The organism is Fodinibius sediminis, assembly GCF_900182555.1.
GTDB classification, from domain to species: domain Bacteria; phylum Bacteroidota; class Rhodothermia; order Balneolales; family Balneolaceae; genus Fodinibius; species Fodinibius sediminis.
The window spans coordinates 19,426-42,846 of the sequence record NZ_FXTH01000009.1 but is presented as its reverse complement, the minus strand read 5'-3'; the positions used below and the strand labels follow the sequence as shown (position 1 = coordinate 42,846).

Genomic DNA, 23,421 nt, shown 5'->3' with positions numbered 1-23,421 from the left:
CTAAGGCAAGTACCTTCCTTGCCCGTTATAATTTTCTATCCTATGCGATATATAACTCTTTTTCTTTCCATTAGTATCACCCTTGTTTTTTCATCCCCGGCCCATGCACAAGCAGACAGGAACCGCGGGACCATTAAAGGCCAAACAATTGACCGGGAAACAGAAGACCCTCTCGGCTTCGTTTATCTCTACCTTGAAGAACTGGATCGCGCCATAACGGCCCATGGTGATGGGGCTTTTACTTTTAATAACATTCCCGCAGGTGAATATACGCTTTCTGCATCCCGTATAGGCTACCAGTCTGTTACACAGGTTATCACCGTAAATAGCAATGAAACCACGGCCTTGACCCTGTCCCTGAGGCCATCGGTACTTAATGCTCAGGCAGTGGAAGTGATTGGGACCGCAGACCATGCATCCTCGGCAAACCTCGAACACGCCTCTAAAACCATTAAGGGTGCAGATCTCCGTCAGAACCTGGGCACTACGCTTTCTTCCACGATGGAAGAGATGCCCGGCATCAGTTCACGGTCGATGGGATCAGCCCCGGCAAGGCCCATCATCCGCGGACTTGGTGGTGAGCGGCTGCTTATTCTACAGGACGGGGAACGAACGGGGGACGTCTCTTCACAATCGGCGGATCATGCCGTAACAGTGGACCCCATGGCTGCCGAAGAGATCGAAATCGCCCGTGGACCCGCCGCTCTCGAATACGGCGCCAATGCCATCGGCGGAGTTATCAATGTTGTTCGCAACCAAATTTCCCCTACCCTGCCCGACCACCTGCATGGAACAGCCAGCCTGGAGGGGCAGTCCGTAAATACCGGCGGTGTAGCTGCAGTCAATGCCGGGATCCCACTGGGCAGCAGTCTCGCGCTCAATTTTGATGGCAATCTTCGTTCCGCTCAGAACCTTAAAACCCCGGAGGGAAGCCTTCAAAATTCCGATATTTTTTCCACCAACAACTCCGTGGGACTGAGTTCTATACATCCCTGGGGCTATGCAGGCCTGGCTGGCAGCATGTATCTGACGAACTATGGTATCCCACCAGATCCAGCAGGCGGACATGAGCATGGTGTCAATATTGAGGTTCGTAAATATCAAACAGAAGGCAGAGCGGAAATAACGCTTGACAATCCCGTGTTTAAATCAGTGCAGGCGAACCTTTCGTACAAAAACTACTACCACAGGGAGCTTGAAGAGGACGGACAAATCGGTACGGAATATGGATTATTGACCACCAATGCAAAGGTTGCAGTACGGCACCAGCGATGGGGGTTTTTAGAGCAAGGAAAAATAGGCTTTTGGGGAGAAGCCAAAGACTACGCCGTAGATGGTACCCAGACCCCTGGCTCAGATGCCTACAGCCTGGCCAGTTTTGCCATAGAAGAAAAAAATATCGGGGCACTTCACCTGGAAGTTGGTGCACGTTTCGAACTTTCCAGGGCCACCCCGGAGGAACAATATGAGTCTTCCATCGGTCGGATTCGCGAGCGGACCTTTTACGGTCTGGCAACCTCTGCATCAGCAATCTATGATATTGGCAGCGGTTTTTTTACAGGGGCAACCTTCATGCACTCCTTTCGACCGCCCTCCCAAGAGGAACTCTACTCGGAAGGACCACACTTGGCCTCGTACTCCTACGAGGTTGGTAATCCCGATCTTAATCCAGAACGCGGGCTGGGAAAAGAACTGTTTATCTGCTACAAAAGCTCATCCGCAACTGCAGAGGTGGGGGTTTATCATAATTCCTTTAATGGCTACATATACCCCCGCAACACCGGCCAACAAAGCGCCCGGTTCCCCTCGCTCAATGTCTACCAGTTTTCCGGAGTTGATGCACGGTTCCGGGGAATTGAATTTTCGTCACAGGTATCTTTTTGGGATCACTGGGCCCTCACCGGATCTATGAGCTACACCCATGCCCAGCGAGAAATAGAAACTGCTGGCTGGCAGCCTCTCCCCATGATCCCCCCCCTTCAGGCACATATTAATTTAAAATACGCCAGTGGCGGCTTTCATCTGGGTGGAAAGATAACAATTGCCGATCGCCAGGACCGTACAGGCGATTTTGAGACCCCCACCAGTGGGTATACTGTGGCAGGGCTTTTCGGACAATATCGTTTTGAGTCGGCCCGCCTGCTCCATACCATTTCGTTGAATGCTGACAATATTTTCAATACTACCTACCGGAATCATCTCTCGCGTATCAAGGAGCTAATGCCGGAACCTGCACGAAATATATCAATACTGTACAGAATGTATTTCTAGGTTTTAATGGTAATACAATATCCGGAGTTTAACTCGGCTGTCATAATGGAGGTTCAAATAAAGGGAGGGACGTTGCCAGGCAGTTGATCTTCCATTCAGGGTCCCTAAATGCAGGCCCCAAGCATTATATTTCATCCAATACCTGTTTGATGAAGAACACGGATTCAGGCTCAAGGCCCCGGTATGGTCATTGATCCCTTGTTAAACTGCGCCTTTCGGTGCTCATGAAACACTTCCACATGGTCTATTCTATTGCAGTAAAAGCATGTTCCCTTTATGGTTGCCCAAATGCAGTATGCAGAGAAGGGATGAAGGATATACTCGTCCCCCGCGGCAGTTTTTTTATCGTGGTAGAATCTAACTTTATAAAATCCCATATCATCAGGAACATCAGATGGTTAGCAAGGTATAGCTTTTATCACGAAGTACTTTAATTGTTCTCTGCGTATGGTATTGCAGTTGTGTTTAGTCGCTGAACATATGTAAGTTCTTTCTATATACGAAATACGACTTACCACAGATAATCTAATACTTTTACATTTCAGCTATTGCAGATTATTTTTCCTGTTATGAGAAAATATACGATCCTTTTTCTGTTCCCCCTGCTTATTATGAGCTGTAAAACAATCAAGGACTTGGCCAGCAGTATTGACAAGCCCCGCCTTTCTGTCGATGATGTCAGGGTAACCGGATTTAATTTCCATCAAATGCAGCTGATATATGATATCAAAATTGAAAACCCCAATGCCGTGGCTTTGCAGATGCTGGGATATGACTACAATCTGGATCTAAACGGCAGCTCTTTTATTAAAGGAGATCAAACAGAACAGGTTGATATTGATGCCGGCGGGGAAAGCATCATTCAGGTGCCAATGACGCTTGACTTTTCCGATGTATACCAGGCTATTTCAGGATTGTCAGACCAGGATGAAACCACCTATAATTTTTTGAGTCACCTTCGGTTTGATCTGCCGGTCCTCGGTGCTACGGAGATACCCGTACGGAAAGAAGGCTCCCTCCCCCTTTTAAAATTACCGAGGATAAATGTTCAAAACCTGAAGGTTCAAAATTTGAGCTTCAGCAGTGCTGATCTGGCACTCCAACTTGCTTTTGACAATCCCAATGGCATTGGATTTGATATCAATCAACTCACTTACGACTTGGTTGTAAATGGCAGACCGTGGGCAGAGGGAATGGCGTTGCAGGATGTGTCGATTCGGGAAAATGGAACAACACAGCTGACGATTCCCCTCTCCCTGAATCTTTCCGAGATCGGCCGATCAGGATATCGTATACTGTCAGGATCAGAGTCGCTCGAGTACCAGCTGCGTGGAACCTTCAATTTCAATGCCCTTCATGAACTGCTGGGCAGTACCAACTTTACGTTTGATCGATCGGGACAACTTTCCATCAACTAGCCTATGAATTGATTGATGGTAATCAGCCCCGGGTTTTCATGAGCAAATAAGATCTTTTGGGGATCGGTTTACGTCATACTAATACTTTAATGCTGACGTTTCCAAATGTATTTTTGGCAGGGCAGGGTATGAATGAAACCAAACATCCGCTCAGGGTCTGAAAAGCAAGTCTATCTTAACCGCCGCCCGGCTAGAAGTTAATTTCATTTGTAGCTAACTTTAGCGGACCCTAAAACCTATACGAACGATATATGGACAGCATTCACCACTACAACATAGAATACAAACTGGGTGCAGGCCAACACGGGACGGTCTATTATGCCACCGATACCAAGCTCATGCGTCCGGTGGTGATAAAGATTGTACATCCGGAACGGGCGACCGACAAACATATTCGGGAACGCATCCTCGAAGAGGCCCGTATAGCCTCGGCCATTCAGCATCCCAATGTCAGTGCCATCTATGAGGTTGGGGAATTTGAAAAACGACCCTATATCGTCATGCAGTACGTTCCGGGACGCACGCTGGAGGAGTTGCTCGCCGGTGGACCGCTTAATTTGCAGTTTGCCCTTTCTATCAGTATTCAGATTGCCGATGGGCTGGCTGAAGCCCACAGGCTTGATATTTTGCATCGTGATCTTAAACCCGCCAATATCATGGTAACAGATGGTGGACTGGTCAAGATCCTTGACTTTGGACTTGCCAGAAGAAGAGAATCGCCTGCCTCTTCAATGATGGATGAACCGGAAGAGCGGGCCTTGGCAACAGAGGGTGATGAGCTCCAGTCTTCACGTTTTGGCACAACAGCCTATATGGCTCCTGAGCAATTTGTAACCCTGCGGAGCAGTAAACAGTCTGATATCTTTTCGATGGGAGTTATCCTCTATGAGATTATTACCGGTCATCATCCCTTTTCGGGTCCCGCTCGCAACGAACAATCCCTGTTGATCCACGCCATTCGCTCGAGCAAGCCCACAGAACCCAGGGTTTACCGTGAAGAAATTCCCAGTAGCCTCAACAGCCTGATTCTTAAAACGATAGATAAACAGCCATCCAACCGTTTTAAATCGGTTACAGAGCTCCATGAAGCACTTAAAATGCTCATGAAGAGCATGGATTTTGAACAGGGCATGATTCCCGGCGAGCAAACGGCCCTGCTCCCCTCTCCTTCTCCCAGGCAGCCGGGAAGCAGGGAAAAAGGTAAAGACAAACGTACCGGCGTCTTTTCCATGCTTACCGAATTTTTTTTACAGAAGGATGAGGCAGACGTCGTTGCGAATTCCATTGCGGTACTGCCGTTTAAACAGGACGAAGGAAACAAGCGGAACCGGTATTTCGGGCTGGCCATGGCCGATGCCATAGCCACGCGCCTTTCCCAGAATGCCTCCGTAGCCATACGTCCCCCGGGTACCTTCTTGTCACTTGCCGATCAATCCGTTGATGAAATTGAAGCGGGCCATAAACTTGAAACGGAGTATGTTCTAACCGGGTCGTTCTTTACCGCTGAAGAGGGGTTTACCCTGAACTGGCAGCTCATCGAAATAGCCACCAAGACCATTCAGGCCGGCAATACCATTTCGGTCCCCTCTTTCGACCTTGTGAAGGTGCAGGGCGAAATATCGGACGACATTTTCGAGGCCCTTTTTAACCTTGGCAAACTTGAGGCACACCGGGAAAAAACCTCTATGGACCACCTGCCCCTGGATCTCTCCGAACAGTACCTGGAAGCACAGGCCCTGCTCTCCCGTTTTTTATGGGGGTCAAACAATCCCAAGGATCTCCAGGAGGCACAAACAAAATTTGAAGAGGTATTGGAGAAAGCCCCCGACTTTGCCGCTGCCCACGGAGGGCTTGGACGTACCCACCTCAACTATGTCACCAACGGTCTCGGGGGCCCCACCCACTTTATGAAGGCGCAGCGGCACCTGGAAAGGGCCCTTGAACTGGACCCTGACAATGTTGAGGCAAAGCTGCAACGGGCCTATACCTACCTGTGGCGGGGTGAAAAAGAACAAGCCCGGCGAGACATACAGTACCTGCTGAAAAATAACGGCCGTAATTCCGAAGTGTTACTGGGTGCCGGTATCATCATTCAGCTGGACGGACTCCACACGGAGGCATTGCGACTGCTGGGGATGGCTCTTCAGAAGAATCCTGCGGGAGCCACCCAGATTTACAACAGAAGAGCACGGCTAAACCATTATCTGGGACAGATGGATCTGGCCTGGCTGGAAGTAAATAAGGGGTTGACTCTGGAGCCCAAACATTCACTGCTGCGTACGACCGAGGGCTATCTTTATTTTCGTGAGGGCGGTTACGAAAAGGCCATTCCCATACTCGAATCCGTCATCGCCGAGGATCCCAATCGGCGCGTCACCTATCCGACCCTGGCAATGTGCTATGTAAGGAATGGGCAGCATGAAAAGGCTCATGAACTTATTACCGATGAATTGCTGACCATTGCATCCACAGACTGTGAGATGGCGTTCCGCCTCGCCTCGTATTTTGTTGTGGATGACAACGCCACGGAAGCCCTTCACTGGCTTCGCAAGGCCATCTACCTGGGATATGAAAATTACCCCTGGGTAGCGGAAAATCCCGTATGGCAGCCGATGCACCAGAACAGGGATTACCAGGATATTCTTTCGGATCTGGAACGTGTCTATGAAAACAACCGGAACCGCTGGGAAAAATTCCTGTCCGACTTCTGGGAATAATTACCGTGGAAACCTCACATAAAATGCCGATCCCTTTCCCACTTCACTTTCTACCTCTATGGTTCCGCCGTGGGCAGTAACAATTTTCTGGGCAATCGTTAGTCCAAGTCCCGTGTTTTTCTCACCGGAAGTCGGCCTGACGCTCAATGCTGAAAAGGGCTCAAATATGTCGGCGATTTCCTCCTCCGGTATCCCCTGCCCCTGGTCTCGGACGATAATAAGAACTTCGCTGCTGCTCGTACCTTCGATAAACACTTGAACTTCTGTGCGGGGATGCGAATATTTAATGGCATTGGACAATAAATTGTCCAATACCTGCTGAAATTTATGCACATCTATGCTCTTAATGATCGGTAGCTCCGGTAGTTCAACACTTATCCTGATATCTTTTTTCTGTGCTGAAGGACGGTTTAGCATGACGGCCCGCTCAATCAATTCATTGAGATTGTGCTCTTGCAGCTCGAGGGATATACTCCCAGACTCAAACGTTGAAATATCTAACATATCCTCAATGATCTCTACCATGTATTCACTTGACTGCTTGATTTCCCTGATAAACTGGTACTGATCCTCAGTAAAAAGATGGTGGTTCTCATCATCCTCCATCAGGAACAGAGCACAGCCCTGAATGACTGTAAGGGGATTTCGCAGGTCGTGAGCAGCCATGCCAAGCATCTGATCCTTCAGCAACTTCACCGTTTCCTGTGAGTCCGTTCCAGGTGTCTCTTGTTCCCGAAGCATTCCATCAATCCACTCCAGGTAATTGGCAAAAAGCGCTGTGCTGTTAAGCCGAACCGCTTCCCCCAGGTAATTGATATGGCGATTAAACGTTTCTAAAACCGCTTCTCGCCTTTCCTGCGAATGTGTATTATCCACTGGGGACCAAATAACGCTCAAAATACAAGACCCTCATGTGCCTGGCCAGATCATGCTTGTACTTGCATACATCATTAGCGACGGAATCTGTCATGGAATTTTGAATCAGGACATTCAGAGTATCTACGGCTTCATATCAAATCTGTATTTATCTGCTGAGGCGTTGAGATGATCTACTTGTCGTACGGTGCCACAAACCGATTGCAGCATTACTGAGTTCCACCCTCCGGAATTTTTTGGCTCAGCAGATCTTCGGGAATAGGGTTATCATCCCGTTCCGTATTCCAGGTAATACTGGTAATCCACCAGCGTCCCTGGTCGTAAACCAGCTGTATACTGTTTACCCCTCGCTGTGATGCAGTTTCGTTGGTTTCACCGTCATCGGCGATCCTGAACTCGTAGGCAGTCTGTACAGTAGCTATTTCTCCAAACCGGAAGACATCCCGGGCCAACTCCTCTTCCCAAAATCCATTTTCCATGAAGAATGGATGATTCCGCTCTTGGTATTCCTCCGGGGTCATCGCTGTATACTGCAGAGTCCCTTTCTTGTCGGAGTGTAAAGCCCCCATGCTTGCTCCCGGCTTAAAAAGCGAACGGAAGCGCTCCCAGTCGCGCTCCCCCGCAGGGCCCGAGATAACATCATACATGGCCCGGATGATGCCATTGATACTGCCGACGTCCACCGGATCGGCTGTGGGCGCATTCGGATTCAGCCATTGCTCGCGCAGTACGCTTTGTTCACGGGTAACATTATCCATGAGAGACAACTCATACCGATCCTTTTGTTTGACCATGGTCATCGGGGCCCGCAGCAGCATCTGCTGTCGTGTGGTTCCGTCTTCCTGTAATCGTTCCACAGTCCAGCTGACGGTATCCCCTTCTGCTATGGTTGTACTCAGGCTGTCCATCAGTGCTTTTCCTTTCATCGGATCAACATCCACCCCCTGCATCTTGATCAGCAGGTCATTTTCCCGAAGGCCCAGCGCCCGGCCAAAAGCATTCAACTTGTCCGTGCTGACCACCTTCATACGGTTCTCACTCGCATCATAACCCAGGGCCTCAACTTCGAAGCTGGGAGCCATTTCCCCTCTGACATGAACCATCGCAATGCCGGCTTTGCCCAACAGTCCTTCAAGCGGCAGTGGATAAGGGCCGGCTACGTATTTCTCAAAAAAACGACCCACCTCCGGCGACGTCATACTCGTTATTTCATCAAATAAGTCCGCATCCTCGAACGGTTGGTCCTTCCCATACCGCTGACTCAGCTTGTCAATAACATCCTGCAGATTCATAACTCCGCCTGTCGATTCTATAATTTTGAGATCCAGCATTGCCCCAATCAGTGCTCCCTTCTGATAAACATTGGTATACTGCTCGTTGTACTTGCCCGCCGCAAACTCACTCAGCTCTGTAAAAGGAAGCTCGTCATCGTAGCGCTGCTTGGAACGGTTGATTTTATCTTCCAGCCGCTTTACAAATTCCTCGTTGGAGATCAGCCCGTTAACCACCTGTATATGGTGCGAAGCATATTCTGTAACTCCCTCATAGAGCCACAAGTGCCGGGATAAATCCGCCTCATTATAATCAAAGTAGGCGATCTCCCCCGAATGAATATTCAGCGGTGTAACAATGTGGTAGAATTCATGGGAGGCAATATCGGTTAAAAGGGGGGCGATCTGCTCCTGAGGCATCTCGTGAACATAATAAAAGCTGGAGTAACTGTGCTCGTGGGCTCCCGTTACGGACTGAATTTTTGAGGGTTCTTCGAAATACATGATAAAAGCATACTTGTCGACGGGCAGTTTACCGCCCAGGTATTCCTTGTGGGCTTGCAGCAGTGGGCGATACTGTTCAGCCAGAAATTTGGACGTCACCTTGCCGGTTGGAGAATAGACTGAAACAAGAACTTCGGCATTCGCAACATCAATAATGGTTGTATCAGGCCTGTTAAACATAAAGGGGGAGTCAATAAGCATATCATAATCGCGCGTGCGATAGGTCTCCCCGGTCGCGGTCGTATGCACCGGAATGAGCCCTGTACTTCCATAGAAGCCTTCGGGCTTGGTGAAGTTAATCTCAAAAGACTCCTCTTTCAGTCCTTCCAGATAACCGAAGAAGCCCGAACTGTAGATGACATAATTTTCCCCGGCACGGATATTGGTTCCGGACATTCCATACACCTTGTGTTCTTTCTCGGTATCGTAGGTGTCCTCCACCCAGTAGCTCAGACGCTGCATCTCGCGGGCCTGTTGAATTTCCCATTCATTCTTGCCAAGCCGGTTCACCGGCAGTTCTCCGCCTGCCTCATTATAGGCTTTTAACCTGCTTACAAACATCCCGTAATTGCTCTCCCGGTAGGTTCCCGGAATGATGTTCGGCATATAAAATTTAATTGATTGCTCTTCAATCTCTGGCGTCTCAAGATCCACCCGGAGCTGATCATCGACCACTTCATTCAGGTTTATATGATAATGGTAGCTTTCGGACTGCGCACGGGCCGTGCCGGCGGTCACGATAACAAGCAGGGTCAAAAAATAAGGAATGTAATCTTTCACAATCATAAGCAATAATTGGTTCCGGTTTCGTTTTATGGAGGCTACGTAAACAGATGAAGCAAAGTTACAGCCCACACAAAATTTTAGATATCACTGGAAATGCCAGTTATTCAGGATAAGAAAACTGAACCAGATCAATAATCCGCGGGATAATAAATAAATTATGACGCTATGCGTTGTTATCTTTAAAGCCCCTGCGATTGATTTTCCCCCAGCTTTTTTTGCCTTTTAAAAAATCAAACAGCCCCAGCAGCTGCCACCATGCGTGAACCTGCCGATACCCTAAATTTTCAAGGAAGGAATACAGAATGAGTACCAAAATGTCTTTGTAGCTGCTGTACGTTTTAAAAGTTAACTCTTCCGCCAGCACGGAAATAAGAGACACAATCATGCCGTAGATAATAGAAGCGCTTAAAAACAATATCACAAAAGAGGTATCAAGGGCGCCGGGAGTAAAAAATTGCATCGCCAGGTATCCATATCCGCCGACCCTGACAATGGGCCCCAGGAGCTCGAAAAACAGGAAGAATGGTAATATGAACATCCCAATATATCCATAGGTTGGATTAAACAGCATCTTACGATGACGCCAGATGGCATCGGCCAGGCCTCGATGCCAGCGGTTGCGCTGATTTTTCAGGCTCGTATAATCATCGGGCACTTCCGTCCAGCAAATAGGTTCGGGCAGAAATCGTATTTTATAATCGGTATTCCGTTCCTGATAATGGCTGTGAAGCCGAATAATAAGCTCGATATCCTCACCTACCGTATCCGGAAGATAGCCACCTACCTCCTGGACGGCCGTTCGCTTGAAAATTCCGAATGCCCCGGATACGATGAGCAAACTGTTTAAATAATCCCAGCCAACCCGGCCGAATAAAAAAGACCGCAGGTATTCCACAGATTGAAGCCTCCCCAGAAAACTTTTGGGGACATGAATCTGCTGTATTTCTCTGTTTTTCATTTTGCAGCCATTGACCACACGCACAATACCGCCGGCAGCGATAGTGTCTTTATGCTGAATGAAAGTGCGGATAAGCTTTTGCAGTACATCTACTTCAAGTAGTGAATCAGCGTCGATGGAACAGATCAGGTCACTATCGGATACATTCAGCCCCGCGTTTAGGGCATCAGCCTTGCCCCCGTTTTCTTTATCAATAACCGTCAGGGGCGACAATTCCGGTGATTTATAAATGGCTCTGACAGTCTTGTGATCCACCGATTCTTCGTAAAAAAGCTCCGTCTCCTGCAAATCAAAATGAGAAATAAGCTGCTCCATCGTGGCATCACTGCTGCCGTCATTGATAACGATCACTTCATAATCCGGGTAGTGAAGTTTCAGAAGAGATTCCACGGATTCAATAATATTGCCCGACTCGTTGTATGCGGGCACAAGAATGCTGATTCTTCTATAAAAATTGGTTTTAAAAAGCCCGAAGGATTGGACAATATCGCTGTGAAAAAGCTGCTTCCTGACGTGCACTAATGCACTGATCACCAAAAGCAGATAGGTGCTGTTAAAAATAAGGAAATAACCGATAATGGTCCACTCAGCAATCCCCCTTATACTCCAGTCATCCATGGCTATTGACGACTTTGGCAGGCAGCAGTATCCGGATGCCTCTTGCCGTACTTCTAATTTTACGTATCAGCTCTTCCATTTCTATCGTCAATTCACTTTGGTCTCTCGAATAAGAAACAAACTTTTGGTTTACATCCAAAAATTGGAGCAAAAGGGGGATGCCCGCTTCTGAGTTGTTGACAAGAACTTTTATGATCTCTTTCCGTACTGTGAAATCAAACCGAAGTATGGAGTTCAATAAGAAAAGCAGGTTTTCTTCACCTCCCAGTCGGCCCAGTGCCCGGACACAGGTAATTTGCAGGGAGGTCTCTGCCGTATTCAAATACTCCTTGATTAGCGGAGCCGCTTCCTTGACATGCAGCCGTCCCAGCGCTTCAATAAGCCCTGTGATTACGGGAGCATTGGCACGATTGTATTCACGCTTTTCCAGTGAATTTAGCAGGAAATCGGCCTGGCTGAAAAAATTGTGATCTGCCATGTAAAGCGTGATAACTTTTTTCTTCTCAGCCGTTATGGATTCATCATAGCAAATGTTTTTGAGACTTTTCCCAATTTCATCGTAATACGCTACATTGTCGCGGTGAAAATAATGCAGAAGATCATTCACCATGAGGTCTGATACATCATCGCGTTTTAAAAAACGAATAAGTCCATTTTGCCGGATCGACAAATTCTCTGACGCCTGCAGGGCTTTTGTGGCACAATAGGCCACTACCAGGTTTGTTGATTTGCTGATAGTTATCAGCCGTGCCGCCACCCGTCCTTTAACGGCGCTGGTGTATTTGAAATATTTACAGCCTTTCAACTGATCCCTTTTAGAACGGGAAAACAATTTTTTTGGAAGAAATCAATGAACCGGGGGTGCTCAATCAAAATATTTAACTTTTCGCGTTCCTCTCCCTTTACTATTTCGATCATCTCCTTGAGCATTGCAAGGAAAAAAGATATATCACGAGTTGCCCGGTTTAATTTATTAATCAACGCATCAGCCTCAGATTGTCCGGCATTGCCTTCCAGAAAAGCAAAAATCTTCGGTCCGTAACTGTCACGAAATTTCCTTCGATAACTGTTCCAATACTTATTTTGTACTCGTGTCCAGAAGGTATATCCAAGCAAAAACATGAAAATCAGGGTCAACAACCCTGTCAATGTCCAGAGGATGGCATATATCAAATCTATGGACAGAGACGGCATCAGCTTTATCAGTCTGTTTTATTTAACACTTTTTTAATGCGGACTATAAACTCCTGCGGCTGAAAAGGCTTGGAAATAAATTCATCGGCTGAAAGCTCAAATCCCCGCTCAACATCCTCGGGTCTTGACTTGGCCGTAACCAGGATAACCTTGGTATGTTTTTCCAGCAGTTCTTCTTCACGCATCTTTTGCAATATTTCGAATCCCGTCATGCCCGGGAGCATGAGATCCAGGATTACCAGATCCGGATAATGACTCTTGATGTATTCCAGCCCTTCTATGCCATTACTTAAGGAGGTCACTTGAGCCTTGGTATTCCGCTCCAGCAGCCGGACAATAAGCTTGCGGGTCAATTCATCATCATCAACAACCAGCACCTTGATGGGATTATCTTCAGAAACAGTCATGCTTTCACTGCTTTTATCCAGTAACGTTTTATGAATGGCTTTTTTTAGCTTATTGATTCGTTCCATATTACCCTTTAGAATTTATATGCCAACGACTAATAAAGTAATGAATATAAATGACAAAGTAATTGTATCCTTCCTGCTTCAAAACATGATGATCCATTAAAACCATAAGCTGAAATCACCTTTTGAAGCCTGCTGCAATTAAATATGAAGCAAAAATAGATAATCCATCATATACATTAAATATTATTTAGATCAGTTTTATGTTCAATGCTGCAATAGATTCTGTCCCCGTTTAGCTGTATTTTTCGCCTGATTTTTAATACGCTGTCTGATAGGTAAGTCTATGACCCATTGTAAATGAATAATGATGGCAAATTTCATATCTAATCGATTTATGTGTAATTATTTTATAACTCATGGACGGTCTATCAGATTATCTGTGCTATTGCTGCTCGTCACAGCCACCAGCCCTCTGTCTACCCATGCACAGCAGAGTACAACCAATACCGGTCAACGCTTCAGGGAAGCCCGGCATGCCGCCTTTGAGGAAAACAACTATCACAAAGCCAAACAACTGGCCTACCAGGCTCTTAAACAAAGTCCGGATTATCATGGCATTCGCATCTTTATCGCCAACCTCCATGCGTGGGAAAAGCATTACCAAAAAGCACGCAAGGAACTTCATTACATTCTAATCAAAGATCCTGACAACAAGCGGGCATTGACATCCATCATTGATATCGAACAGTGGGCAGCTCGTCCCGAAACTGCACTCAGATGGACCGATCAGGCACTGAAGTATTATCCGGAAAATACCGAATTTATGCTCACCGAAGCCTCCCTGCTCAGTGAACTGGAGCGTTATAATGAAGCCGAGCAATTATACCGTGAAATTCTGGCCCGCGATTCAAATTTAGAAGCGAGGCGGCAACTGCAGCGTGTTCAGCTGAAGCAGCTCAAATACAGGGCTACACTCTCCTACAAGCACGAACGATTCCAGCAACATTTTGATCCGTGGAACTTCATGGAATTCCGGCTCTCCCGTGAAACAGGGGTCGGCCCGGTTATCGGACGGCTGCAATACGGTAACCGCTTTGCATTAGACGGCGTTCAGTTCAATCTGGATGCCTATCCATCACTATATAAAGGAATGTACGCTTATTTGAATGCGGGCTATTCCGATGCCGCCATTTTTCCCCGCTACCGGCTGGGACTTTCGCTGTACCAGACACTTCAGGGCTCCTTTGTGCTGGAAGGCGGAATACGTCACCTCGATTTTTCCAACTCCCAGAGCTCGGTCTTTATTCTTTCGCTGAGCAAGTACTGGAAAAATTATCTCTTCACCACTCGCGGCTATATGGTACCATCAGACTCAGATAATCAGCAGTCGCTGGGTATACTGGCACGCCGATATTTCGGAGGGGAACGATTTTATATGAGCCTCAAGGGCGGCATGGGATCAGCCGGCACGGATATTGAATTCGCCGACGATTTCCGAACCCGTAATTTCTGGTCTATCGGGATGAACGGCCAATATCCCCTTAACCGGCACTTTGACCTGGGCGGAGAAATCGGCTTTGAGTCCGAACAATTTACAAACTACAACCGGGAAAAATACAGTTTTAATATCTTTGTTTCTTATCGTTTTTAATAAAGTATGACCGGTTACTACGAAAGTCCCATAGGCTGGCTTGAACTGACTGCTTCGCAGGAGGCCGTGCGAAAGATCTGCTTTCTCGACAGCGTCCCTGCTTCCCCTCGGGAGACTACAAATGGTATTATCGAACAGCTGGTACAGGAGCTGTCCGAATATTTTGACGGTAAGCGAACGGAATTCAGCCTTTGCCTTCAGCCTGAGGGGACCCCCTTCCAGAAGAAGGTCTGGAAGATGCTGAAATCCATTCCCTATGGCCAGACGGTGAGTTATGGACAGGTGGCTGAATATCTGGGCAACAGCCAAAAAATGAGGGCTGTAGGACGTGCCAATGGGCAAAATCCCATCCCCATTCTGATTCCCTGTCACCGGGTGGTTGGCGCTGAAGGGCATCTGGTCGGCTACGGAGGCGGCATCATTCGAAAACGCTTTTTACTCAGGCATGAAGGGGCCCTACTGCTGTAGGCTGTAGTACCTTCTGTTATATGTATTTTTACAATCTCCTCCCGGTTTAATGTCTATTTTGGTGAGGGCTATTTTATCATATTAATGAACAGTTCTTTTATGCTGAAACTTCGCTTTCTTCTGTTAACCTATCTCCTCCTTGCGGGGCTGAATGTCGCCGCAACTGCACAGGTGCCTGAAGCACCTGAACGTTCCATGGGAGAAGGACCTTACCAGCGGTTGATCATTCGCGGCGTCACACTCATTGACGGAACGGGCGCTCCGCCCCGGGGACCGGTGGATATTGTTATAGAACATAATCGAATTGCGGCCGTACAGTCCGTGGGCTATCCCGGCATACCTGTTGACGAGAGCCAACGTCCCCAGGACAATGCGGAGACAAAGGTTCTTGACGCCAGCAGCATGTATCTGCTGCCCGGGTTTATCGATATGCATGCCCATACCGGCGGCGAAGCCCAGGGAACCCCCGCGGAATATGTCTACAAACTGTGGATGGCTCATGGCATCACCACTGTCCGGGAACCCGGCTCCTTCAACGGGATGGACTGGACCCTTCGACAGAAAGAACGCAGTAAGAATAACACCATTACGGCTCCCCGGCTGTTTGCTTATGTCGGCTTTGGAATGGGTCATGAAGGGGAAATAACAACCCCTGCGGAAGCCCGAAAATGGGTCCGGATGATTGCTGACAGGGGAGCCGATGGCATCAAATTTTTTGGCAGCCGAAAAGCGGTATATGCCGCAGCTATCGATGAGGCCAACAAACAGGGACTGGGCACCATGACTCACCACGCCCAAACCCGCGTAGTTTATAATAATGCGCTTGAATCAGCACGGCTTGGGCTTACAAGCATAACTCACTGGTATGGTATTCCGGAAGCCCTATTTGAAGATAAAACAATTCAAGATTATCCTTATAACTACAATTATAACAATGAACAACACAGATTTGAGGAGGCAGGAAAACTTTGGAAGCAGGCTGCCGAACCCCATAGCAGAAAATGGAACCGTGTGATGAATGAGATGCTGGAGCTGGATGTCACACTTAATCCCACTTTCACCATTTATGAGGCCAGCCGCGACCTCAGTGCCCAACGCCGGGCCGAATGGCATGAGCGCTACACCCTGCCCTCCCTCTGGGAATTTTTCAAGCCAAGCCGTATCTCTCACGGGTCCTATTGGCTCAACTGGGGGACCGAGCAGGAAGTGCTCTGGAAGCAGAATTACCGGCTTTGGATGACGTTTGTCAACGAGTTTAAGAACCGTGGTGGAAGGGTAACCCTGGGTTCCGACGCTGGGTACATATACAAGCTCTATGGCTTTGGCTACATACAGGAGATGGAACTTTTCCGTGAAGCAGGCTTTCATCCGCTTGAAATTTTTCAGTCGGCTTCGCTGAAAGCAGCTGAAGTACTTGGCATGACCGATGACCTAGGAACCATTGAGGTGGGCAAGCTGGCCGATATGGTGCTGGTAGATGCCAACCCCATGCAAAACCTGAAAGTCCTGTATGGAACGGGGGCTGTCCATGTCAATAAGCAGAATAAAATCGTTCGCAAGGGCGGTATAGCCTATACGATCAAGGATGGTATAATCTATGATGTCCGGGCTATGCTCCATGATGTGGAACAGATGGTAGAGGAGGCCAAAATAAGGAACGATTATGAGCTTACCCAGCCCGGCCTCGACTATTGACAGGTAAAATCACCCAGCCAGCCAAAACAGGATTCATTATTTCCCCAGAAATCCTTTTCTTATAGCTAGTAGCAACCGCTTGCGGTTACTGTCATACTTCTAAACCTATCCGGTGTCTCTAATGATGAAAAAAACGTTGTTGACTCTTCTTTTCTGTGGTACCCTGCTTACCCTGGCCCTCCCTGCCTATGCCCAGGAATCGTCGGGCCGTGTGGGCGTCGGGGCTATTCTCAACGACCCGACCGGGTTAAGTGCCAAGGTCTGGATCAGTAACGAACTGGCACTGGATGGCGCCCTCTCCTTCAGTGCAGGTGAAAACATATCACAAGTATACTTCCATACGGATCTTTTGCAGCACAGGCCCATGGATATCGAGAACTTTCAGCTGTACTACGGACTGGGGATGCGCCTGCTTTGGACCGATGCTGGCGATGACTTTATCAGCGGAATACGGGGACCGCTCGGTATGGTGTATTCGATTGAAGATTCGGATCTCGAAGCTTTTTTCGAGCTGGCCCCCACCCTGGATTTCAGTCCCTATTTCCGCTTTTTCTTTGCCGGAGGACTGGGTATGCGGCTGTATATCAATTAATCCTGATCCATCGGTTTAGAGCTTTCTTTATAACCCAAATATTATTATTTCATGAACAAACGCCTCCGTAAAAAGGCCAGGGAACTCCATATTGGCAAGATCAAACGCCATATTTTTCTCTGTGCCGATCAGACCAAGCCCAAATGCTGCAAAAAGGAAATCGGCCTTGAAGCCTGGGCTTTTCTCAAAAGCCGCCTGCGAGAACTCGATCCCGATGGAGCAGGCGGTATTTACCGGACCAAGGCAAACTGCCTGCGGGTCTGTAAAAAAGGACCCGTTGCTGTAGTCTATCCGGAAGGCATCTGGTATCACTCCTGTAAACCGGAAGTACTGGAACAGATTATCCAGGAACACCTGATCGGCGGGCAACCGGTACAAAAGTATATGTTTGCCCAACAGCCTCTGTTCGAACATATTGAAGTTGACATCCCCTCTGCGGAACAATAGGAACTTTGGGCCCTATCATTAGGTTATCATCACTGAACCGGGTAAGATAATGGCAAAAGCGTCTGTTTACGGTTCCAACGTTTATTCATTGATAAACCCCATGGTCTATGGCAAAAGTCAGGCCCACCTTGTCCGGCATGCATCCGCTGCTTAAAAAACTTCTTTACGTTCTTGGGGGCGTGCTTCTTATCCTTCTTCTGCTCCAGGTTCTAATCACTTTTTTTCTCGATGACTACATCGGCCAACGGCTTAAGAATGAAGTGCAACAGTTATCCGACAGCACCTATACCATCACCTTCGACAATCTGGCCCTTAACGTTTTTTCCGGTACGGCCCATGTCAACAATATTCAGATTGATGCTGACACAGCCGCATTTTACAACACCCGTCCTCCTGGCTTTCTTTTCCGGGGTTCGCTCGGAAAAATCGACATTGAGGGGGTCAATGTGATTTCCTCGATGGTGGGGGATGAACTCCGCATCAGTACCATTCGACTGCTGGAACCCGATATTGAGATCCTGAAAAATCCCGATCCCTCTACGGCTGACAGCAGCAGCTCTTTTTCTTCTGTAGATTCCACCATCTACGCCGCCCTCCCGGACCGTTACCGGGGACTGGAAGTCGGTGAGTTTACCGTGCAGGAAGGACAGGGCAGGCTCAGTCACACACAGGATACCCTTTCCTCCATCCGAGAGCTGAACCTTTCCCTTTTCGACATCCGGGTTGATTCATCCAGCGTGGCCTCCGGACGCACTTTCATTACCGATGCTATCTCTATGGATGTCCGCGACTTCATGATAGAGCTTTCCGACAGCCTGAATACCATTCGTTTCCAAACCCTTTCCCTTTCCTCACAAAAACAGCATGTCGTCCTCGATTCCCTCCAGCTCATTCCCCAATACGGCGAGCTGGAATTTGCACGGCAGCACGGCAGTACAATTGACCGTATTGACCTTGTGATCCCCCGTCTGCGCCTGGAGGGCTTTGATTACAGGCGTTTTGTCAACTCCGGTCGTATTTACAGCCGTTATGGTCAAATCACCGATGCCAGCCTCAAGGATTATCTTAATCGCGGTATTGCCGGCGGACCGCCCAGCATCAAAAAGCTCTCGTTTATTCGTTTCAGAGATGAGCTCGACATTCCCGTCAAAATGGATTCCCTGAGGATTGACAATGCTTTCATTTCTTACTCCGAATATGTAGGTAATACCCCGAGAGCCGGTACCATCACTTTTGAACATACTGACGCCATGTTCCGAAATATCAGCAATTACCCCGATGAGGCAAAAGCAGGCATCACCACGACCCTGGAGACCCAGACGCGTGTCATGGGCAGCGGGCGACTTGATGTCCATTTTTCCTTTCCCATGGATACTCGCAATGGCTTTCACAGAATTAACGGGAAACTTCATCAAATGCCACTCACCCACTTCAATAGCATGGTGGAACACGTTGCATTTGTTCGTATTGACCGGGGGCGGCTCGACAGCCTTACATTCGAGATGACGCTGAATGAAGAGGAATCCAGCGGTACCCTTGTAATGAATTACCAGGATTTAAATATTTCCGTGCTTGATAAACAGTCGATCGAGCAGTACGGCCTGCTTGAAAATTTCAAAACATTCCTGGCCAATAATTTTATTGTGCGTGAAAACAATACTCCCGAAACCGGCATACAGGCCGGGCGAATTGATTTTGAACGGGATAAAACAAAGTCGATCTTCAACTACTGGTGGAAATCCCTGCTGAGCGGTATTAAGGAGTCGATCAAGAACTGAATAACCCGGTATCACCGGGGGCCTACCCTGCCGGACCAAAAAACAAACTGCGACAATTATCAGTTTCAATCTCTTTTAACAAACCCGGCCCGAAATAATATATCGAGGCAGAAAGTTTCCATCCCCGTTGCCATGCCTGCGGCAGAGTCATATCAACAGCAGAGGTCACTGCCATAAGACCAGTGAATTTATGAACATCTTTCCGGGCACCGCTGCTGATGGCTACGTATTTCTCAAAATAACGGCAGCCAGTGTCCACAGTAATCCCCCCCGGCCATACGGATGGTCCCTTCTACCTCATCTGTTTTCACCCTGACCGCTGCCATTCCACTGGATTTTTTCCTATTTTCGTTACTGGTGTCCCCTGCAGCAGTAGGGGGCCATGACCTATTTCAGCTAAAGCTTAATATATTCCCTCTTTTCGTGCCGATTCCCACATTTACCAACATACAGCAGGCTTACCTCAGGATCAGAAACAAGGTACACCGCACCCCTGTGCTAAGCAGCCGGAAAGTGAATGATCGGGCCGGCGGCGGAATGCTCCGGTTCAAGTGTGAAAATTTCCAAAAGGTCGGAGCCTTTAAATTCCGGGGTGCTACGCATGCTGTTGGCGAACTGTCAGGGACTGAGGCCTCCAACGGGGTAGCTACCCACTCTTCGGGCAACCATGCCCAGGCGGTCTCCCTCGCAGCTAAACTGCGCGGTATTCCAGCACACATCGTAATGCCCGAGAATGCCCCCGGTGTTAAAGTTCGTGCTGTTCGAGATTATGGAGCTAATATCACTTTTTGTGAATCTACACAACAAGCACGGGAACAGACCCTGCAGTCGGTTGTGCATAAAACCGGAGCCACCTTTATTCATCCCTATGACAATCCTGATATCATCATGGGGCAAGGCAGTGCCGCACTTGAACTGCTGGAGGATTATCCCAACCTGGATATGATCCTTGCTCCGGTAGGCGGAGGCGGGCTTCTAAGCGGAACCGCTATCGCCGCTTCAGGGCTCTCGCCTGATACCCGCATACTGGGGGTTGAGCCTGAACGCGCCAACGACGCTTACCTGTCTTTTACTACGGGCAAACTTCATCCCGTGCAACGAACCGATACCATCGCAGACGGACTCCGTACCTCACTGAGTGAGCTGACCTTTCGGTGCATCCGCCGGCATGCCGACCAGATTGTTACCGTAGGCGAAGAGGAAATTATTAACGCTATGCGCTTTGTATGGGAGCGGATGAAGCTCATCATTGAACCATCAGCGGCCGTACCCGTAGCAGCTGCGTTCAATCACCTGGATACACAAGGAAAAGAAATCGGCATTATCATCAGCGGGGCAATATGGACCTTGACCATCTGCCATGGATGAAATAAGCTTTAAAACCTCAAGGCTGTGACCTTTAACGCATCTTCACCTATTCATCGGTTATCATGGATTCAACCACGCATTCCAAGCCTGTTATTATTATTGGCAGCGGGGTATCTGGCCTGACAACAGCGTATGTGCTGCAGCTCCTGGGGTATGATACGATCATTTATACAGATAAGATGGTCGAAAAAATCGACCGCAAAAATGCACACCCGGATTTTGCAAGCCTTTTTCCCTCGGCCTCAGTTATCCCCCATTCCATTCACAGCGACCGCCTCAGATCTCTATTCAACACCTCTCAGAGCCTCTTCTACACCCTGCTCAATGCTTCTTTCCCGGGCATAGAACGCCGCAGACACCACGAACTGTTTGAAATTCCTAAAAAGCCGCCCAAGTACCTTGCATGGATGGATAACGTCTGTCTGCTCGACAGCGGGTCACAGACCGCTATCGCACCCGGGCGTCCCGGTATACAGGTCACCGCCGGGTGGTCGTTTGACTGCCTCTTTGCCGACTGGCCGGTCTACTTCCCGGCGCTTAAAGAACGTTACCTCAAACAGGGCGGTACCATACATTCCCGGAAACTGCATCCCGAAGATATTAGTCGACTGCCGGCTGCGCATATTGTGAATTGCAGCGGACTGGGCAGCCGACTGCTATTCGACGATCCTGCACCTCACCTGCTGCTTCGGGGCCACCTGCTATACCGGGAAGGCGCTCCCCTGCTCAGGACATCCAAAGGCGGGCCTGTGCAGTCCTATAACTATACACCCACCCCCGGAGTATATGCCCAGGCAGATGGTTCTGCCTGTGATGTGTACTGTTATCCGCGGCGGGACGGTTGGATCCTTGGCGGCAGCCGACAGCAGGGGGTTCTTACCACCGGCGGTCAATGGCGCGGCAAGCTGATGGCTTCACCGGAATACCAGATTGGGAACTACAAGGTACCGGCTCCCGTTGTTAATCTGAACAGGGAAATTATTGAGAACAGTTTTTCCCTCCCGTTTGGGAAGGTCAAGGAGCTTATACCATTTATCGGTTACCGCTATATACGAAAGAAAAAGGGAGGATTACGTCTTGATCATGAAACAATTGGGGATAAAATGATCTATCACAACTATGGTCACGGGGGCGCTGGCGTCACCCTTTCCTGGGGGTGTGCGATAAAAGTAGCCCGCGATGTTACTTCATGGTCACAGTCAACAATAAGCGAAATTTTAAAAACCAGGATCAACGGGCAGTAACCGGGACAACATCGATCGGCCTGTTCACGTCAGCAGTAGTAATTCCAGCTAATCAACTCATCATGGAAAAATATCCCTTGGCGCTGCGGTATCTTATCAGGCTGTTACTTCTCTTCACGGTGGTTACGGCGCTCATCATGACCAGGCAGCTGCTGGTCCCTCTTTTCCTGTCCATTTTATTTGCCTACCTGCTGTATCCCGCAGCTCATAAAATGGAACAGGGCCAATTCCCCAGGATTGCCACCAACCTTATTCTCATTGTTGGTTCTTTTACCCTTTTAGTCGGTGTTATTTACGGTATCGCTCTTCTCATTGTAACCTTTACAGAGGATCTGCCTGAGATTAAAGAACAGCTTGATACCAATATCACCCGCTTTCGATGGGCACTGGGACGAACATTCGGGGTTACCGCCGAACAGCTGGATTCCGTTGTTGAAAGCATTCGGGGTTCGGGGCAGTACATTGCGGAGTTCTTTACCGGCACGGCCAACACCATCTTAACGGTCGGGCTGCTGCCTGTTTATACCTTCCTGCTCCTGTTTTACCGCAATAAATTCCAAGATTTTGTCTTTCAGCTTGTACCAGACAGTCAGCACCAGGTCACGCGGGCTATCATTGATCAGGCAGCAGAGGTGGTCCCAAAATATCTAAAGGGCCTATTTATGGTTTGTTTCATCCTTATAGGCCTTAACAGCCTGGGCTTCTACCTTATCGGGGTAAACTACGCGCTCCTTTTGGGACTTATAGCTGCTATTTTTAATCTTATACCGTACCTCGGCACAGTCATTGGCTATGGAATTGCCCTACTTTTTGTATTGGCAACCCAGTCGCCCACCCTGGCCCTGGGCGTCATCGGCCAGTTTTTTGTAGTGCAATTCATAGAAAACAACATCCTGACCCCGAATATTACCGGCTCCTATGTACAGATTAATCCCCTGGTCACTATTCTATCACTCATAGCGGGAGGCATGATCTGGGGGCTGCCCGGCATGTTTATGGTTATTCCCTACCTGGCCATGCTTAAGATTGTATGCGAGAATATCGAAAGCCTGAAACCGATCGGCTTCCTGCTGGGCACACGCGGTACCGAGGAGCACTCCCTAACCCTTCAATCATTCATCAAAATAGGATCGGACAATAGTTAATAATGCA

The 23,421-nt window shown here is 48.4% G+C and carries 18 protein-coding genes; 12 read left to right on the top strand and 6 right to left on the bottom strand.

The genetic code is table 11. The features are described from left to right. Nucleotides 1–42: 42 nt before the first annotated feature. The 3 genes from FN808_RS10930 (at nucleotide 43) to FN808_RS10920 (ending at nucleotide 6,406) form a co-directional block, all read left to right on the top strand. Nucleotides 43–2,271 carry a TonB-dependent receptor gene (locus FN808_RS10930; protein ID WP_142714638.1) on the top strand — a complete coding sequence of 743 codons (2,229 nt, stop codon included), beginning with the start codon at nucleotides 43–45 and terminating at the stop codon, nucleotides 2,269–2,271. 569 nt (nucleotides 2,272–2,840) lie between these two features. Beyond that, a complete protein-coding gene (locus tag FN808_RS10925) occupies nucleotides 2,841–3,689 on the top strand; it encodes an LEA/WHy family protein (RefSeq protein ID WP_142714637.1) in 849 nt (282 codons plus the stop codon). Between the two features lie 251 nt (nucleotides 3,690–3,940). Then, complete coding sequence (locus FN808_RS10920) at nucleotides 3,941–6,406, top strand: serine/threonine-protein kinase (protein ID WP_142714636.1); 2,466 nt, start codon at nucleotides 3,941–3,943, stop codon at nucleotides 6,404–6,406. Here FN808_RS10920 and FN808_RS10915 read toward each other — a convergent pair whose 3' ends face one another. The 6 genes from FN808_RS10915 to FN808_RS10890 all read right to left on the bottom strand — a co-directional run bounded on the left by FN808_RS10915 (nucleotide 6,407) and on the right by FN808_RS10890 (nucleotide 13,086). Then, complete coding sequence (locus FN808_RS10915; RefSeq protein ID WP_142714635.1) at nucleotides 6,407–7,282, bottom strand: sensor histidine kinase; 876 nt, start codon at nucleotides 7,280–7,282, stop codon at nucleotides 6,407–6,409. Nucleotides 7,283–7,491: 209 nt separating this feature from the next. Then, nucleotides 7,492–9,843 (bottom strand): M61 family metallopeptidase, encoded by a 2,352-nt coding sequence (locus FN808_RS10910; RefSeq protein ID WP_142714634.1) that lies wholly within the window; start codon nucleotides 9,841–9,843, stop codon nucleotides 7,492–7,494. A 163-nt stretch (nucleotides 9,844–10,006) separates the two neighbouring features. Further along, nucleotides 10,007–11,419 (bottom strand): glycosyltransferase family 2 protein, encoded by a 1,413-nt coding sequence (locus FN808_RS10905; RefSeq protein WP_142714633.1) that lies wholly within the window; start codon nucleotides 11,417–11,419, stop codon nucleotides 10,007–10,009. Beyond that, nucleotides 11,412–12,224, bottom strand: a complete 813-nt coding sequence (locus FN808_RS10900) for a HEAT repeat domain-containing protein (protein WP_142714632.1) — start codon at nucleotides 12,222–12,224, stop codon at nucleotides 11,412–11,414. The genes FN808_RS10905 and FN808_RS10900 overlap by 8 nt, the downstream gene beginning before the upstream one ends. Beyond that, nucleotides 12,221–12,541, bottom strand: a complete 321-nt coding sequence (locus tag FN808_RS10895; protein ID WP_142714631.1) for a hypothetical protein — start codon at nucleotides 12,539–12,541, stop codon at nucleotides 12,221–12,223. The genes FN808_RS10900 and FN808_RS10895 overlap by 4 nt, the downstream gene beginning before the upstream one ends. Before the next feature lie 80 nt (nucleotides 12,542–12,621). Beyond that, on the bottom strand, nucleotides 12,622–13,086 hold the full coding sequence (locus tag FN808_RS10890) for a response regulator (RefSeq protein WP_142714630.1): 465 nt from the start codon (nucleotides 13,084–13,086) through the stop codon (nucleotides 12,622–12,624). A 379-nt stretch (nucleotides 13,087–13,465) separates the two neighbouring features. On the opposite strand from FN808_RS10890, the gene FN808_RS10885 reads away from it, so the two are divergent. The 9 genes from FN808_RS10885 to FN808_RS10845 all read left to right on the top strand — a co-directional run bounded on the left by FN808_RS10885 (nucleotide 13,466) and on the right by FN808_RS10845 (nucleotide 23,414). Beyond that, nucleotides 13,466–14,677: a YaiO family outer membrane beta-barrel protein gene (locus FN808_RS10885; RefSeq protein WP_185958355.1), complete on the top strand. Its 1,212-nt coding sequence runs from the start codon at nucleotides 13,466–13,468 to the stop codon at nucleotides 14,675–14,677. A gap of 6 nt (nucleotides 14,678–14,683) precedes the next feature. Continuing rightward, nucleotides 14,684–15,145: a methylated-DNA--[protein]-cysteine S-methyltransferase gene (locus FN808_RS10880; RefSeq protein WP_142714628.1), complete on the top strand. Its 462-nt coding sequence runs from the start codon at nucleotides 14,684–14,686 to the stop codon at nucleotides 15,143–15,145. Nucleotides 15,146–15,244: 99 nt separating this feature from the next. Further along, nucleotides 15,245–16,840 (top strand): amidohydrolase family protein, encoded by a 1,596-nt coding sequence (locus FN808_RS10875; protein WP_142714627.1) that lies wholly within the window; start codon nucleotides 15,245–15,247, stop codon nucleotides 16,838–16,840. A gap of 121 nt (nucleotides 16,841–16,961) precedes the next feature. Beyond that, nucleotides 16,962–17,432, top strand: a complete 471-nt coding sequence (locus FN808_RS10870; protein ID WP_142714626.1) for a hypothetical protein — start codon at nucleotides 16,962–16,964, stop codon at nucleotides 17,430–17,432. Between the two features lie 51 nt (nucleotides 17,433–17,483). Beyond that, on the top strand, nucleotides 17,484–17,879 hold the full coding sequence (locus tag FN808_RS10865; protein ID WP_142714625.1) for a (2Fe-2S) ferredoxin domain-containing protein: 396 nt from the start codon (nucleotides 17,484–17,486) through the stop codon (nucleotides 17,877–17,879). 107 nt (nucleotides 17,880–17,986) lie between these two features. Next, nucleotides 17,987–19,657 (top strand): hypothetical protein, encoded by a 1,671-nt coding sequence (locus FN808_RS10860; protein WP_142714624.1) that lies wholly within the window; start codon nucleotides 17,987–17,989, stop codon nucleotides 19,655–19,657. Between the two features lie 423 nt (nucleotides 19,658–20,080). After that, nucleotides 20,081–21,025: a pyridoxal-phosphate dependent enzyme gene (locus FN808_RS10855; RefSeq protein ID WP_246068338.1), complete on the top strand. Its 945-nt coding sequence runs from the start codon at nucleotides 20,081–20,083 to the stop codon at nucleotides 21,023–21,025. A gap of 62 nt (nucleotides 21,026–21,087) precedes the next feature. Further along, a complete protein-coding gene (locus tag FN808_RS10850) occupies nucleotides 21,088–22,269 on the top strand; it encodes an FAD-dependent oxidoreductase (protein ID WP_142714623.1) in 1,182 nt (393 codons plus the stop codon). 62 nt (nucleotides 22,270–22,331) lie between these two features. Beyond that, complete coding sequence (locus FN808_RS10845) at nucleotides 22,332–23,414, top strand: AI-2E family transporter (RefSeq protein ID WP_185958354.1); 1,083 nt, start codon at nucleotides 22,332–22,334, stop codon at nucleotides 23,412–23,414. Nucleotides 23,415–23,421: the final 7 nt, after the last annotated feature.

Coding starts and splice junctions, on each gene's coding strand:
- FN808_RS10930 (WP_142714638.1), top strand. CDS start 43: ATGCGATATATAACTCTTTTTCTTTCCATTAGTATCACCCTTGTTTTT.
- FN808_RS10925 (WP_142714637.1), top strand. CDS start 2,841: ATGAGAAAATATACGATCCTTTTTCTGTTCCCCCTGCTTATTATGAGC.
- FN808_RS10920 (WP_142714636.1), top strand. CDS start 3,941: ATGGACAGCATTCACCACTACAACATAGAATACAAACTGGGTGCAGGC.
- FN808_RS10910 (WP_142714634.1), bottom strand. CDS start 9,843: ATGATTGTGAAAGATTACATTCCTTATTTTTTGACCCTGCTTGTTATC.
- FN808_RS10905 (WP_142714633.1), bottom strand. CDS start 11,419: ATGGATGACTGGAGTATAAGGGGGATTGCTGAGTGGACCATTATCGGT.
- FN808_RS10895 (WP_142714631.1), bottom strand. CDS start 12,541: ATGTTTTTGCTTGGATATACCTTCTGGACACGAGTACAAAATAAGTAT.
- FN808_RS10890 (WP_142714630.1), bottom strand. CDS start 13,086: ATGGAACGAATCAATAAGCTAAAAAAAGCCATTCATAAAACGTTACTG.
- FN808_RS10880 (WP_142714628.1), top strand. CDS start 14,684: ATGACCGGTTACTACGAAAGTCCCATAGGCTGGCTTGAACTGACTGCT.
- FN808_RS10875 (WP_142714627.1), top strand. CDS start 15,245: ATGCTGAAACTTCGCTTTCTTCTGTTAACCTATCTCCTCCTTGCGGGG.
- FN808_RS10870 (WP_142714626.1), top strand. CDS start 16,962: ATGATGAAAAAAACGTTGTTGACTCTTCTTTTCTGTGGTACCCTGCTT.
- FN808_RS10865 (WP_142714625.1), top strand. CDS start 17,484: ATGAACAAACGCCTCCGTAAAAAGGCCAGGGAACTCCATATTGGCAAG.
- FN808_RS10860 (WP_142714624.1), top strand. CDS start 17,987: ATGGCAAAAGTCAGGCCCACCTTGTCCGGCATGCATCCGCTGCTTAAA.
- FN808_RS10850 (WP_142714623.1), top strand. CDS start 21,088: ATGGATTCAACCACGCATTCCAAGCCTGTTATTATTATTGGCAGCGGG.
- FN808_RS10845 (WP_185958354.1), top strand. CDS start 22,332: ATGGAAAAATATCCCTTGGCGCTGCGGTATCTTATCAGGCTGTTACTT.